We start from the raw sequence: 13,427 nt of genomic DNA on the forward strand, positions 1-13,427 counted from the left end.
ATTAGGAGTTTTGCAATTTGTGACAAAATTCACAGCAATAAAGGTGCTAACCTTTATTGCTCCGCAGGTTCATCATTCCGGTTTCTCTGTTGCAGGGGCAGGATAATAACAAAAGACGCGCCTTTCCCCGGGTCTCCGTGGGCTTGTATGAAGCCATTGTGGCTGTCTACAATTTTTTTGCAGATGGCCAGTCCGATTCCTGTGCCGGAATACTCGCTGATGCCATGTAGCCGTTGGAAAATGAGAAAAATCCGGTCGGCATAAGCCTGCTCAAATCCAATACCATTGTCGTCCAGGCTGATACGGCAGTAAGAATCGTTCCACCGGCTTTCTTTTACGATGCCCAATTCCTTCCCGGTTACCACCTCGTGATGGATATTGATTTCGAGGCGCCTGTCCGGGCTGGCAAACTTAATGGAATTGGCCAGCAGGTTCTGGAACAGCTGGTGAAAAGAAGTGTCGCTGCCTTCTATTACCGGCAGCTGGTCATATTTGATCTGCACGTTCTTCTCTTCAAGAGTAACCTCCAGGTCGCTGATCACTTCCTGCAGCAGTTTGGTCATATCCACTGGAGTGATGCTTTCCGGGGTAATGCGGCCAGCCCTGGAAAAGATGAGCAGATCATTGATCAGTACCCGCATCCGGGAAACGGCCGACACCATACGGTCTATCAGTTGTGTGGCATCCGGCGGCAGCTGGTCTTTATATTTCATCTGCAGCCTGTCACTGAAGGTCGATATCTTGCGTAACGGCTCCTGGAGGTCATGCGAGGCTACATAGGCAAACTGCTCCAGCTCCTGGTTGGTTTTATTCAGGAGGGAGATATTTTGTTGCAGATCACGCTGATAGGATTTCATCCGGCTTTCAATATGCAGCTGCAATTTGAATTCCCTGGTGAGGGTGATATAAGAATAGATGCCTATCAGGATGGCTACCAGCGAGGAAATAAGGATCATGGGCACCCACATCACCGCAAAGAAATGAAACAGTTCCGATTTCTCCTGTACCAGGCTTTCTTCAATCCGGATCATATCGCGCACCTTATTATCGATGAGATCCATGGACTTTTCGCCTTCCTTAACATTGGAAAGCTGTTTCGGCTGGGTGGAATTTTCTCCGCCAAGTTGCAGTTGCTGGTATTTGATGGCCAGCAGCCTACGGAGGGTATCCAGGTGTCTTTGCTGAACCGGGTTATCGTTGGTTATTTGCCGGAGCAGGAGATATTCCCGCTCAATCCTGTTGCTGCGTTCCTGCATACTGGGATCCAGGAAGGCGCTGTCTTTTGTAAGGGCATATCCCCTGATGGCGGCTTCCGCCTCCTTGAGTTGCCGGGTAATTACCTCCAGCCGTTTGGAAACTTCAATGGCGTGATTAAGCCTGCCGGCATTGTCCAGCAGGTTCTTTGCCACCAGGTACGAAAATACCGAGGCCGCCACGATAACGGTAAATGCAATGAAAAACCCGAGTCGGATTTTCTTGTGTACTGAAAAATGCATCTGTATGTATGAGATCTTGAGAAAGCATTTCAAGTTACTATTTCTGCCTGAATTTCGCTACTAAAAAATATCCTTTTTCCGTGAAGGTCTTTCTGAGCAACATATTCCACAGAATGCCGGTAAATTCTACAAGCAATGTAAGCACACCTGCCTCAATGTTACCGCAGAGACGCGGATGCCTTTAAACGCCGTTCTGTAGCGGGTTTTAGGAAGTTGCTTCCGCAATGAAAATAGCCTGTTCAGTTAGTGGAATGAACTTTGGATAACTAACAATAGTTCTTCATCAATAAAATTGTGAGTTATGAATAATCCGGATAGAAATAAACAGCCGATCCCTGATCCAACTCCAGATAAACAACAGCCGGGAAAAGAAAACCCGACACCGGTTCAACCGCCGCCAGACAAGCCGGAAATTGAACCCATCCCACAGGAAATACCGGACAGGGATACACCTCATACCCCAGCTAATCCGCAGGCTATAGAGGAAAAAGAAGAAGCTTTTAGAAGACAATCACCTGATAAACATTAACTATTCTTTCATCTAAAAAAAAATCTGTTACAATGCCTACCACTAAATCCGCCGGCAACGGCACCGCAAGAAAAGCAGGCAGTGAAAAAATGCCGGAATCCAAATTCCATGAACTGTTTATGGATGAACTGAAAGACATCTATTGGGCAGAAAAAAACCTGGTAAAAGCACTGCCCAAAATGCAGAAAGCTGCTACCTCGGAAGAATTGAGCGAATGTATCGGCAACCATTTGGAAGAAACCAAAGAACATGTAGCCCGCCTGGAACAGGTATTTGAATTACTTGGTAAAAAACCACAGGCAAAAAAATGTGAGGCCATGGAAGGCCTGATAGCTGAAGGACAGGAAGTGGTAGCAGATACCGATGCCGATACTGCCGTAAGAGACGCCGGTATTATCATTGCCTCGCAGAAAATTGAACACTACGAAATTTCTGCCTATGGCAGCTTACGTACGCTGGCCAATGTAATGGGGCACTCACAGGTAGCTAAATTACTGGAGCAAACTTTAAAAGAAGAAAAGAACGCTGACAGCCTGCTCACAGAAGTAGCTGAATCTACTGTAAACGAGGAAGCTGCGGCAGAATAGGTTAACGATAACCTGTATAATTGTTAAATGAAAACTGCGGAAGTCCCTGTTTACGCAGGGACTTTTTTTAACCTGATACTATGCAAAAATCCAATCCCAAAAAACCAGTGAGGCCCGCCCGGAAACAATCCGTACAACCCGGACTGGAAGAGGTCATGAGCCCCGCACCGGTGTTCGAAAAAGACCACGTGAAAAAAGGCAAACTGTACAATAAGGTGGCCCTTATCACCGGCGGCGACAGCGGCATTGGCCGGGCAGTAGCCGTAGCTTTTGCCAAAGAAGGCGCAGATGTAGCCATTGCCTATTTTAACGAACATACAGACGCTGAAACCACCTGCGAACACATTACTCTCGCAGGCCGCGAATGCATGCTCATTGCCGGCGATATCAGCAATGAAAAGCATTGCAACGATATTATTAAGAAAGTGATAAAGAAGTTTAAGAAGATAGATATCCTGGTAAACAACGCGGCTGTACAATACCCGCAGAAAAGTATCGAAGATATCAGTGCCGCCCAGCTGCATAAAACTTTTGAAACTAACATTTATCCGCACTTTTATCTTACAAAAGCAGCGCTGCCGTATATTCCCAAAGGCGGAAGTATCATTTGTACCACCTCCGTAACGGCTTACCGCGGCAGCAGCCATCTTATCGATTACAGTTCCACCAAAGGAGCCATCGTTTCTTTTGTAAGGTCTTTATCCGCTTCCCTGTCTGAAAAAGGCATCCGGGTAAACGGCGTGGCGCCCGGCCCCATCTGGACCCCGCTCATTCCCGCCACTTTTACCCCGGAGGAAGTGGCAAAGTTTGGGACAGACGTACCCCTGAAACGCGCCGGCCAACCCGTGGAAGTAGCCCCCTGCTACGTATTCCTGGCCAGCGATGACGCCAGTTACCTCACCGGTCAGATCCTGCATCCCAATGGAGGGGAGATCGTAAATGGTTAGCATAGATCTGATAACAGACCCCGTGGCCGTAGCCAGATCAGTGAAGCTCCGGTACGTGAAAGCAGACGCACCAGGGTATACACGTGTTCGTAAAGGGACAGACTTCGTCTACCTCGACCCCAACGGCAAAACAGTGAAAGATCCCGAAGTGCTGGACCGCATCCGGAAACTGGTGCTGCCGCCCGCCTGGGAAAATGTATGGATCTGTACCTGGGCCAATGGCCACCTGCAGGCCACCGGCACGGATGTAAAAGGACGTAAACAGTACCGGTATCATCTCGACTGGGCCAAAGCCCGTAATGAAACCAAATACTATCGCCTCCTCCAATTTGGTGAAAAGTTGCCGGGGATACGGAAACGTATACACGAAGATTTGAAACGGCCCTCGCTGGATAAAGACAAAGTCATTGCAATTGCTTTATCTGTGATGGAGGAAACGCTTATCCGGGTGGGCAACGCCTCCTATGAAAGGTTATATGGCTCGCATGGTCTTACCACCCTGCGGGATAAGCATGTCAGGATCAATGGCAACACCGCTTTTTTCCGGTTCCGCGGAAAAAAAGGAGTGGAGCATAAAATAGAACTCCATGACGCCGCGCTCGCAAAATTGCTGAAAAAAGTGCAGGATATTCCCGGCCAGGTATTGTTTCAGTATTACGATGAAAACGGTGAGCATAAAGCCCTCGATTCAGGGGAGGTAAATGAGTATATAAAACAGTGCTGCGCCGACAATGAATTTACCTGTAAAGACTTCCGTACCTGGGCAGGTACCGTAAACGCATTAAATTTGCTGGCAGACCTTACACCCTTTGAATCCATTACAGAATGCCGCCGGAACATTGTAGCGATAATAGACGGTGTGGCGGGCAAATTGGGGAATACCCGCGCCGTGTGCAAAAAGTATTACATTCATCCGCAGGTTCTTAACAGCTACGAAACCGGGGAACTGGAACCCTGGCTGCAACAGCTGCGGGCTAAACGCAATAAACCCGCCAGTGGCGGGTTACATGCGGATGAAAAGTTACTCATGCAATTTCTGAAGGAAGCCGGCAGCAGGTAAAGGCGCCTGCATAGCGGGCTACCCAAATATCAGCTGATCTTCTCTGTCTTCTACTTTGATCTTCTGGATAAATTCGTCAAAACCTGCCTCTTCGTGTGAACTGTAAGCGCCATACGCATCCAGTATATAGCCCTTATTGCCTTCCTGGTCTTCCATTACATATAAAATCGAGGAATCTGAAGGATCTGACTCTCCCTCAAAACGATAGGTTTTAATGATAGTCAGGTCTTCCGGGTTATAGATTTTCTGCTCATCCGTATTCTGCAACCTGCCATGATCACTCATCTTTAACTCGTGATCAAATCCTTTTTCATGCAGCTTCTCCAATACCCTTGATAAAGTTGTCATTTCGCCTGGCTTTTCCATAAATAAAGGTTTTAGTTAAACTTAAAAAACCAAAAGTTATGCCGCGATGTTTTAAGATCATGGTACCATTTGTGTTAACTTTTATTTAATACCAAAACTATCAAATTTATGCGAGCTATATGGTCAGGATCCATAGGATTCGGGTTGGTAAACATCCCGGTAAAACTATTCAGCGCTACCCAGGACAGCCGCCTGGACCTGGACATGCTGGACAGCAAAAACGGGGCGCACATCAAATACCAGCGCATCAATGAAAATACAGGCAAGGAAGTGCCCTGGGAGCAGATCGTAAAGGGCTATCTGTATAAAGATGAGTATGTTATCCTGGAAGATGAAGATTTTGAAGCAGCCAGTCCTAAGAAAAGTAAAATCATCGAAATAGAGTCTTTTGTGGAAGAAACAGAGATCGACGACATCTATTTTGAAAATCCTTATTTCATTGAACCCGCCAAAGGAGGCGAAAAAGCATACGCCCTGCTGCAGCAAACCCTCGAGAAAACGGGTAAAGCAGGCATCAGCCGGTTTGTACTGCGCAGCCAGGAACACCTGGCGGTGATCCGGCCACGGGAAAATTACCTGCTGTTGCAACAACTCCGCTTTGCGGAAAGAAATCCGTTCCGCTGAGGACCTTACCCTGCCAACGCATGTAAAACTGGCTAAGAAAGAGCTGGATATGGCCATAGAACTGGTAAAACAATACACCACCGAATTTGATATCAGCCAGTATAAAGATGAATACAAGGCGGAACTCCTGAAAATTATAAAGGCCAAAGCCGGTGGTAAAAAGCCGGTGGTGAAGAAAATGCGCGTGGTGCACACCAAGAGCGATAACCTGTTCGATCAGCTAAAAGCCAGCCTCGGAGGTAAACCGGCCACCAAAAAACGCGCATCATGAGTTTGTCGGAATATAAAAAGAAACGAAACTTCACGGAAACTACTGAACCTGCTACAGGTAAGCCGGTGGCAGGGAAACACATTTTCGTGGTACAGCGGCATCATGCTTCCCGGCTGCACTATGATTTCAGGCTGGAAGTGGATGGCGTGCTAAAAAGCTGGGCAATACCAAAAGGACCATCCATGAATCCGGCAGATAAACGGCTGGCAATGGAAGTGGAAGATCATCCCTACGATTACAAGGATTTTGAAGGCACCATTCCCGCAGGGAATTACGGTGCAGGTACCGTGTACATCTGGGACAAAGGCACCTTTGAGCTGATGAATCCCGATGGGAAAAGTTTTGATAAAGAAGCCCTCCGGGAGCTGAAATCCGGCGATCTGAAAATTGTAATGAAGGGAAAGAAGCTAAAAGGAGAATTTGCACTGGTAAAGATGAAAGGCCGCGAAGAAAATGCCTGGCTGCTGATCAAACACAAAGATAAATACGCCGTTGATGAATATAACAGCGAAGACTATACGCCGGAAAGAATAAAAGCACAGGGTGAAAAAAACAAAGCTGCCACGAAGGTGGCAAAAAAAAAATCAGCAGTAGCCGGCGTTGAAGTGAAAAATAAAACACCCCGCGCCGCCCGGAAAATAAAAAAAGTATATAAACCAATGCTGACAACCCTTGTCAGTGAACCGTTTGATGGCAACGACTGGCTCTTTGAAACCAAGTGGGATGGCTACCGGGCCATTGCCAGTGTGGAAAACCATCAGGCAAATTTGTACTCCCGCAATGAGAAGTCCTTTAATGAAGACTATCCCGCGGTAGTGGCTGCCGTGGAGAAAATTTCGCATAATGTGGTGCTGGACGGAGAAATTATTGTACTGGATAATAAGGGCAAATCCCATTTTCAAACGCTGCAAAACTACAGGACTACAGGTAAGGGAAAACTGGCATATGTGGTATTCGACCTGCTTCATCTGGATGGGAACGACTTGCAGCACCTGAGCCTGCTGGAACGGAAAAGCCTGCTGAAAGATGTGATAACGGAGTTAAATGATAAAACCATCCGTTTTTCCCCGCACGTGCTTAAAAAAGGAATAAACTTTTTTGAGAAAGCCCGTACACGAGAGTGGGAGGGCATCATCGCGAAAAAAGCAGACAGTGTGTATGAAGAGGGCAGAAGAGGAATGGCATGGCTGAAAATAAAAATTGTGAACGAGCAGGAAGCCTTGATCTGCGGCTATACCGCGCCCCGCGGCAGCCGGAAACAAATAGGCGCCCTGGTGCTGGGAATGTATGAAAACAAAAAACTAAAATATATCGGGCACTGTGGAGGTGGATTAAATGAAGCCACTATCGCGCAGCTATACACGCAGCTGCAGCCGTTAATCACTAAAACGTCACCCTTCTCCGAAAAGGTGGGTACCAATATGCCCGTTACCTGGGTAAAGCCGGAACTGGTGTGTGAAGTAAAATTCCAGGAATGGACCGGCGACGGACATCTGCGGCAACCGGTTTTCCTCGGCCTGCGGGAAGACAAGCCGGCAAAAGAAGTACATCCTGAAACAGCAAAAAAGATAAATATGGCTACTACTATTGAAAAAGAACGCACCCTCACGCTCAACAGCAAGAAAGTATCCCTCACCAATCAAACAAAATTATACTGGCCGGATGAGCAGATCTCAAAGGGACAACTGATCGATTACTACCTGTCGGTGGCAAAATATATTCTGCCGCACCTGAAAGACAGGCCCCTGTCGCTGCATCGTTTTCCCAACGGCATCAAGGGACCTTCTTTTTACCAGAAAGATCTCGACCTGGGGCAGGCCCCGGCATGGATAAAGAGCGTGCCGCTGCGGGCAGATTCCACCGGAAAAGATGTAGATTACCTGGTGTGTAACAACGAAGCTACGCTGGCCTATATGGTTAACCTCGGGTGTATAGAAATAAATCCCTGGCTGTCGAGGCTGCTTAGCCTCGACAAACCGGATTTTATGATACTGGACCTTGATCCGGAAGATATTGACTTTAAATATGTAGTGGAAACGGCCTTGCATATCAAAAACATGCTGGACAGTTTCAATATCACTTCTTTCTGTAAAACCTCCGGTTCTACCGGTTTACATATTTATGTGCCCACATCGGCCAGGCATCCTTATGAAGCTACCCGGCTGTTTGCGGAATATATTGCACGGCATGTTAATGAGGAGTTGCCGAAAAGCACCAGTGTGGTTCGCGCCAAATCTGCCCGGAATAAAAAAGTGTATATCGATTTTTTGCAGAACAGCAAGGGACAAACTGTAGCGTCTCCTTATTCTGCCCGTCCCAAACCCGGTGCTACCGTGTCTATGCCGCTCCTGTGGGAAGAGGTAAATGAAAAGCTCCGTATCAGCGATTTTAACATCCACAACTCACTGGAACGTATAAACGAAGTTGGCGACTTGTGGCACGATATTAAAAGTGTTAAAAATGACCTGCGTAAAGTGATCCGTGAAATAGAAAGCAATGCGCACGCCTGATCATTTTGTTCATTTAAAACTGATGTCATGGAAAAGCCTTTATCTTCAAAATCATTACCGGCATATGGTTTCATTCTTGGAGCAATATGCATCGTTTTTACCCTGATTTTTTATGTAACAAAGTTATACGGTAATTTATGGATGGGATATTTTGGTAACCTTATCATGTTCCTCGGTGTGCTGATTTCCATTATCCATTACAACAGGGTGCATAAGGATAAAACATCTGCCACGTCGGCCTTTACGATGGGGTGGCGTACTACGCTTATTGCCACCATTATATATGCTGTTTTTTTGCTCATATTTCACCTGGTGGTGGGTGGTAATCCTTCGCACACGCTGGTGGAAGAAGATACGGTGAAAGGAAATTTCTGGATCTATTTCCTGGGAAATGTATTGTTTGTAAATCTTTTTGTGGGTGTGGTAGCCGCCTTACTCGGCGGGCTGGTGTTTAAGGCAAACCAGAAAACAGATAAATCACGGAAGCCATAGGAACTATTATCTTTGCATGGCTATGTTTAAAGGCCATATTTTAATAATCGATGATGAGGACCAGCTCCGCAAGCTTTTAAGCCGCCTGCTGGCCCTAGAAGGATATACACTTCATGAGGCGGGCAATATAAGGTCCGCCTTAAAAATCCTGGAGAAAGAGGAAGTACAGGTGATCCTGTCTGATGTAAAGCTGCCGGATGGCAACGGGGTGGAACTGGTACAGCAGATACGCGCCAGGTACCCCGAAATTGAAACCATTGTACTTACGGCATATGGCAACATCGCCGATGGGGTACAGGCCATTAAAAACGGCGCTTTCGATTATATCACCAAAGGAGACGATAACAACCGGATCCTCCCGCTGGTGAGCAAAGCAATGGATAAAGCGCACCTGCAATTCCGCATCCGCGACCTGGAAAAGAAAATCGGAGGTAAATATAATTTCGGCAGCATCCTGGGGGAGTCCCCTGAAATACACGCCGCTATTGCTTTAGCGGAAAAAGTAGCGCCATCGGATATGACGGTACTTCTGCTGGGTGAAACCGGCGCCGGTAAGGAAGTATTTGCACAGGCCATACACCAGGGAAGCCAAAGGAAGCAACAACCCTTTGTAGCCGTTAACTGCAGCGCCTTTGGTAAAGAAATCCTCGAAAGCGAATTATTCGGGCATGTAGCCGGCGCCTTTACCGGCGCAGTAAAAGACAAAAAAGGCTTTTTTGAAGAAGCCCGCGGGGGCACCATTTTCCTGGATGAAATAGGGGAGATGGCCATAGAACTGCAGGCTAAAATGCTCCGCGTACTGGAAACACAGGAGTTTTATAAAGTAGGGGAAACAAAACCCACTAAAACGGATGTGCGGATCATCGCCGCTACCAACCGGCAGCTGGAGCAGGAAATCGCTGCCGGGCATTTCCGTTCCGATCTCTACTACCGGTTGTCTGCTTTCCAGATATCCCTGCCCTCACTGAACGAGCGGCGGAAAGATATACCCCTGCTGGCTACCTGGTTTCTTCAGCAGATAGCGCCAAAGATGAATAAACGTATCACCGGGATGACGCCCGCCTTCCTGCACGCGCTGCAACAACACAGCTGGAAGGGAAATATCCGCGAACTGCGTAATGTAATTGAGAGAGCGGCCATCCTAACGGATACGGATATCCTGGATACGCCCGTGCTGCCGTTCGATTTCCAGCAGGGGAACGCGGAAGATGCATCTTCCCTTAAACTGGCAGATATGGAAAAAGCACATATTATCCGTGTGCTGGCCCACGCCAAAGGCAATAAAACCAGGGCGGCAGAACTGATGGGCATCGGTTTAACCACCCTTTACAACAAAATTAAGGAATACAATATCAGCGCATCATAACAGCCAGCCTAATAACAGGCACGCCAGTACGATAAAGGGCGAGGGCACCTTGGTAAGGCACAGCAGTGCCAGCGTACTGGCCATGATCAGCAGGTTGTACCAGTTGACCGGGATTACAAAGAAGAGAATAAAAGTGGCTGCCCACATAATGCCTACTACCACCGCATTGATCCCCTCCAGGGCACGGTATATCACCACGTATCTTTTCAGGTTGTTCCAGATCGGGAAGAAAAACAATACCAGCAACAGGCTGGGCAGGAAGATAGCGATAGGCGCTATAATACATCCCAGGAACTGGTATCCCATACCCAGGTTACGCATGGCCATACCGCCAACATAGGCGGAAATGGAAAAGGTAGGACCAGGGAGCGCCCGCATAATACCGGCGCCGGTAAGCAGTTCCTCCGCAGAAAGGTATTGCGATTTTGCGCGCGTTACATACTGTTCCAGCATCATGGCAATCAGGATATCGCCACCGCCAAATACGAGGCTGCCGAAACGGTAAAAGTTTTCAAAGAGGTTAAAAGGACGCCGCGTTATCCATTCATGGGTACGCGCCAGCTCAGACAGGACCCCGGCGAGTATAAACAGCGACACAAATAACCAGATATTGCCCCACTGTATTTTACGTGGTTTTTCTGCCACCCCGGGAATACGCTTGTTACTGAAGTTGGAAACTATACCGCCCAGTATAATCAGTGCAGGAAAGGTCCATGGCGATTTCAGGAAGAAAGCGGTGAACATGGATACCACCATGATGGCAAATGTTGCCATACTGTTAATACTGATCCGGAAAGCACGGATGCCGCCATAAGCAAGGAAGCCTACCGCCATCGGCTGTACGTACTTAAAGATATCAGTATGAAGGGCATTTTTGCCGAAATATTGTAACAGGAAACTCAGGGAGCCCATGATCAAACAGGCCGGAGAAATCCATATCAGCAGGGTAATAATAGCCAGTATCGCGCCACCGCGCTTATAGCCGATTAAGGTAAGGGTTTGGGAAGAAGAAGCACCGGGAAGCAGCTGGCAGAAAGCATTGTATTCCATTAGCTCCTGTTCCGTTACATCCTTCCGTTGCTGTACAAATGTTTTCATCATCATGGCCAGATGACCCTGCGGGCCTCCGTAGGCAGTGATGCTATGTAATAGCACAGCTTTAAGAAAAGGTATATGACGTAGAAGCACAGTTTATTTTAGTGTATGCCGATTGGACAGGTTATAAGGTAATCAAATATCCGGACAAAATACAACGGTGCTGCTAATATCGGAAATCCCCAAAACAATAAAGGCACAATACTTGTAATATCGGTGACTATTATAACGAATATGGCCTTTTGTCCGTTGTATCAGTTTGTCAGACAGGTTAATCACCCACCGGCATGAAAAATGTTCGGATCTAAAGAATAACCATATCAGGAAGAACCGTTAAAGAAGAAACTTGCTTATACGCAGGATATTTATAAAGTCCCGGTAAACAATTTTACCGGGACTTTGCTATGTAATAGCTTTATTTTTTCAAACCTATTTCGCGTAAGCGTTCATCCAGGTACTCGCCGGCGGTGATGGGCTCATATGCCAGCGGGTGCTCTGCAGTAACGCAGCTTTCCAGGCTGTCCAGTTTCATATTGGATTTAGGATGCAGGAAGAAGGGAATCGAATAGCGGGAAGTATTCCACATTTCGCGGGGAGGATTTACCACCCGGTGTGTGGTTGATTTCAAACGGTTATTCGTTAACCGCTGCAGCATATCTCCCACATTTACTACAATCTGTTCCGGCAGCGAGGTAACCGGTACCCAGTTATCTTGTTTATCCAGGATCTGCAAGCCATCGGCAGAAGCGCCCACCAGTAAAGTGATGAGATTGATATCCTCATGTTGCTCCGCACGGATAGCCGATTTCGGCTCCTGCGTAATAGGAGGATAATGGATGGCTCTCAGGATAGAATTACCGTTATGGATTTTATCATCAAAATAGTTTTCCTCCAGTCCCAGGAACAGGGCGATAGCCTGTAACAGGTACCTGCCGGATTTCTCAAATCCCCGGTATGCTTTAAAGAAGGTAGGCGTAAACTCCGGCACTTCCGCCACCTGTACGTTGGCAGGGTATTCGGAGCTGATAGGATCGTTGTCCTCTACCGTTTGCCCAAACTGGAAAAATTCCTTCAGGTCCGGCGCGTCATAACCTTTGGCGTGTTCCTTACCAAAGGAGGTATAACCGCGTTGCCCGGCGAGCTCCGGAATTTCATACTGATGTTTGGTGTCAGCGGGGAGCTGGAAGAATTGTTGTACGTATTTGTAGAGGTCTGCAATCAGATCGTCAGGAATCCCATGATTCTTTACCGCTACAAAACCAACTTCTTCATAAGCCTTACCTAACTGCTGCACAAAGGCTGCTTTTCGCCCTGCATCTCCGGAAGTGAAGTCTGCAAGGTCCACTGAGGGGATAGAGTGGGTAGTTGCCATATTTTGAATTGTTGTTTTGGAGCGATAAAGGTAGGGAAAAATAGCTCATTTGAAGTAGCCGGCCTCTTTATCGTTAATATCCACCACGGCGTAGCGGTCTACTTTATTGATGAGCATTTCATCCATCATATCCACCACATTTTTATAGTTCGACGCCTGGTGTGCTTTGATCAGTACCATCAGTTCGTTTTTATGGAAAGCTTCATACACGGCAGCCTTCTTTGCCATGATCACCTCCCGGATACCATTGTGATTGGCATAGCTGCTATAGTGTACCTGTGGCGGCATAGCGGGATCGTCGCCAATACCTTCATACCAGGCAATACGGTTGTCCGGACCAAGGATTACAGTCGGCGCTTTTTTTGCCGGCAACGACATCGGATCCCCATCGTCTTTTGGCATAATCAAATCCATTGTTTTGGGTTTGGCCATGGTGGTGGTGAGCATAAAAAAGGTGATCAGCAGGAAGCCCAGATCTACCATAGGTATCATATCTACACGTGTGGATTTTTTATTGCTGCGGGTTCCCCTTTTACCCTGTTGCGGAGCAGTGTTCATTTCAGCCATATATAACGGTTTAGGTTAAACGAAATTGGTTGAAAGCGCTTTCATTGTTATAGATGCGGCGGCGGCGGGTTTCCATAAATACGGGGCGCCTTCGGCGCTTTTAAATTGTCTTGGCTCAGGATTACGCTGATTATGTTGATTACAC

14 protein-coding genes are annotated in these 13,427 nt (G+C 47.3%); 9 read left to right on the plus strand and 5 right to left on the minus strand.

Annotated elements, in window-relative coordinates; translation table 11 throughout:
• Positions 1–53 precede the first annotated feature (53 nt).
• The gene (locus tag QFZ48_RS12115; RefSeq protein ID WP_429062427.1) at positions 54–1,496 is read right to left on the minus strand and encodes a sensor histidine kinase; all 1,443 of its coding nucleotides are present in this window, start codon (positions 1,494–1,496) and stop codon (positions 54–56) included.
• Between the two features lie 301 nt (positions 1,497–1,797).
• On the opposite strand from QFZ48_RS12115, the gene QFZ48_RS12120 reads away from it, so the two are divergent.
• From QFZ48_RS12120 to QFZ48_RS12135, 4 genes are all read left to right on the plus strand, one after another.
• Entirely contained in the window at positions 1,798–2,025 is a 228-nt protein-coding gene (locus QFZ48_RS12120; protein ID WP_429042682.1) for a hypothetical protein, read from the plus strand.
• Positions 2,026–2,057: 32 nt separating this feature from the next.
• Complete coding sequence (locus tag QFZ48_RS12125; protein WP_429062429.1) at positions 2,058–2,612, plus strand: ferritin-like domain-containing protein; 555 nt, start codon at positions 2,058–2,060, stop codon at positions 2,610–2,612.
• A gap of 80 nt (positions 2,613–2,692) precedes the next feature.
• Positions 2,693–3,559 (plus strand): SDR family oxidoreductase, encoded by an 867-nt coding sequence (locus QFZ48_RS12130; RefSeq protein ID WP_429042676.1) that lies wholly within the window; start codon positions 2,693–2,695, stop codon positions 3,557–3,559.
• The gene (locus tag QFZ48_RS12135) at positions 3,552–4,619 is read left to right on the plus strand and encodes a DNA topoisomerase IB (RefSeq protein ID WP_429062431.1); all 1,068 of its coding nucleotides are present in this window, start codon (positions 3,552–3,554) and stop codon (positions 4,617–4,619) included. The genes QFZ48_RS12130 and QFZ48_RS12135 overlap by 8 nt, the downstream gene beginning before the upstream one ends.
• Positions 4,620–4,637: 18 nt before the next feature.
• On the opposite strand, the gene QFZ48_RS12140 is transcribed toward QFZ48_RS12135, so the two are convergent.
• Positions 4,638–4,985 (minus strand): hypothetical protein, encoded by a 348-nt coding sequence (locus tag QFZ48_RS12140; protein WP_370908647.1) that lies wholly within the window; start codon positions 4,983–4,985, stop codon positions 4,638–4,640.
• Positions 4,986–5,093: 108 nt separating this feature from the next.
• On the opposite strand from QFZ48_RS12140, the gene QFZ48_RS12145 reads away from it, so the two are divergent.
• The 5 genes from QFZ48_RS12145 to QFZ48_RS12165 are packed head-to-tail and all read left to right on the plus strand — an operon-like array spanning position 5,094 to position 10,248.
• Positions 5,094–5,609, plus strand: a complete 516-nt coding sequence (locus QFZ48_RS12145) for a Ku protein (RefSeq protein ID WP_429062433.1) — start codon at positions 5,094–5,096, stop codon at positions 5,607–5,609.
• The gene (locus tag QFZ48_RS12150) at positions 5,584–5,880 is read left to right on the plus strand and encodes a hypothetical protein (RefSeq protein WP_429062435.1); all 297 of its coding nucleotides are present in this window, start codon (positions 5,584–5,586) and stop codon (positions 5,878–5,880) included. Before QFZ48_RS12145 ends, QFZ48_RS12150 begins: the two co-directional genes overlap by 26 nt.
• Positions 5,877–8,390, plus strand: coding sequence for a DNA ligase D (gene ligD, locus QFZ48_RS12155; protein ID WP_429062437.1), 2,514 nt, complete (start codon positions 5,877–5,879; stop codon positions 8,388–8,390). Before QFZ48_RS12150 ends, ligD begins: the two co-directional genes overlap by 4 nt.
• A 27-nt stretch (positions 8,391–8,417) precedes the next feature.
• Positions 8,418–8,882, plus strand: coding sequence for a DUF4199 domain-containing protein (locus QFZ48_RS12160; protein ID WP_370908644.1), 465 nt, complete (start codon positions 8,418–8,420; stop codon positions 8,880–8,882).
• A gap of 16 nt (positions 8,883–8,898) precedes the next feature.
• A complete protein-coding gene (locus QFZ48_RS12165) occupies positions 8,899–10,248 on the plus strand; it encodes a sigma-54-dependent transcriptional regulator (RefSeq protein ID WP_429062441.1) in 1,350 nt (449 codons plus the stop codon).
• On the opposite strand, the gene chrA is transcribed toward QFZ48_RS12165, so the two are convergent.
• From chrA to QFZ48_RS12180, 3 genes are all read right to left on the minus strand, one after another.
• Positions 10,243–11,403 (minus strand): chromate efflux transporter, encoded by a 1,161-nt coding sequence (gene chrA / locus QFZ48_RS12170; protein ID WP_370908642.1) that lies wholly within the window; start codon positions 11,401–11,403, stop codon positions 10,243–10,245. The genes QFZ48_RS12165 and chrA overlap by 6 nt on opposite strands.
• A 355-nt stretch (positions 11,404–11,758) precedes the next feature.
• Positions 11,759–12,715 (minus strand): isopenicillin N synthase family dioxygenase, encoded by a 957-nt coding sequence (locus QFZ48_RS12175; protein WP_429042659.1) that lies wholly within the window; start codon positions 12,713–12,715, stop codon positions 11,759–11,761.
• A 45-nt stretch (positions 12,716–12,760) separates the two neighbouring features.
• A complete protein-coding gene (locus QFZ48_RS12180) occupies positions 12,761–13,282 on the minus strand; it encodes an ExbD/TolR family protein (RefSeq protein WP_429062444.1) in 522 nt (173 codons plus the stop codon).
• Between the last annotated feature and the right edge of the window lie 145 nt (positions 13,283–13,427).

This window comes from Chitinophaga sp. W2I13 (genome assembly GCF_050434005.1).
Taxonomy (GTDB): domain Bacteria; phylum Bacteroidota; class Bacteroidia; order Chitinophagales; family Chitinophagaceae; genus Chitinophaga.

Excerpts from the sequence above, each read along its gene's own strand:
- QFZ48_RS12115 (WP_429062427.1), bottom strand. The coding sequence starts at position 1,496 with ATGCATTTTTCAGTACACAAGAAAATCCGACTCGGGTTTTTCATTGCA.
- QFZ48_RS12120 (WP_429042682.1), top strand. The coding sequence starts at position 1,798 with ATGAATAATCCGGATAGAAATAAACAGCCGATCCCTGATCCAACTCCA.
- QFZ48_RS12125 (WP_429062429.1), top strand. The coding sequence starts at position 2,058 with ATGCCTACCACTAAATCCGCCGGCAACGGCACCGCAAGAAAAGCAGGC.
- QFZ48_RS12130 (WP_429042676.1), top strand. The coding sequence starts at position 2,693 with ATGCAAAAATCCAATCCCAAAAAACCAGTGAGGCCCGCCCGGAAACAA.
- QFZ48_RS12135 (WP_429062431.1), top strand. The coding sequence starts at position 3,552 with ATGGTTAGCATAGATCTGATAACAGACCCCGTGGCCGTAGCCAGATCA.
- QFZ48_RS12140 (WP_370908647.1), bottom strand. The coding sequence starts at position 4,985 with ATGGAAAAGCCAGGCGAAATGACAACTTTATCAAGGGTATTGGAGAAG.
- QFZ48_RS12145 (WP_429062433.1), top strand. The coding sequence starts at position 5,094 with ATGCGAGCTATATGGTCAGGATCCATAGGATTCGGGTTGGTAAACATC.
- ligD (WP_429062437.1), top strand. The coding sequence starts at position 5,877 with ATGAGTTTGTCGGAATATAAAAAGAAACGAAACTTCACGGAAACTACT.
- QFZ48_RS12160 (WP_370908644.1), top strand. The coding sequence starts at position 8,418 with ATGGAAAAGCCTTTATCTTCAAAATCATTACCGGCATATGGTTTCATT.
- QFZ48_RS12165 (WP_429062441.1), top strand. The coding sequence starts at position 8,899 with ATGGCTATGTTTAAAGGCCATATTTTAATAATCGATGATGAGGACCAG.
- QFZ48_RS12175 (WP_429042659.1), bottom strand. The coding sequence starts at position 12,715 with ATGGCAACTACCCACTCTATCCCCTCAGTGGACCTTGCAGACTTCACT.
- QFZ48_RS12180 (WP_429062444.1), bottom strand. The coding sequence starts at position 13,282 with ATGGCTGAAATGAACACTGCTCCGCAACAGGGTAAAAGGGGAACCCGC.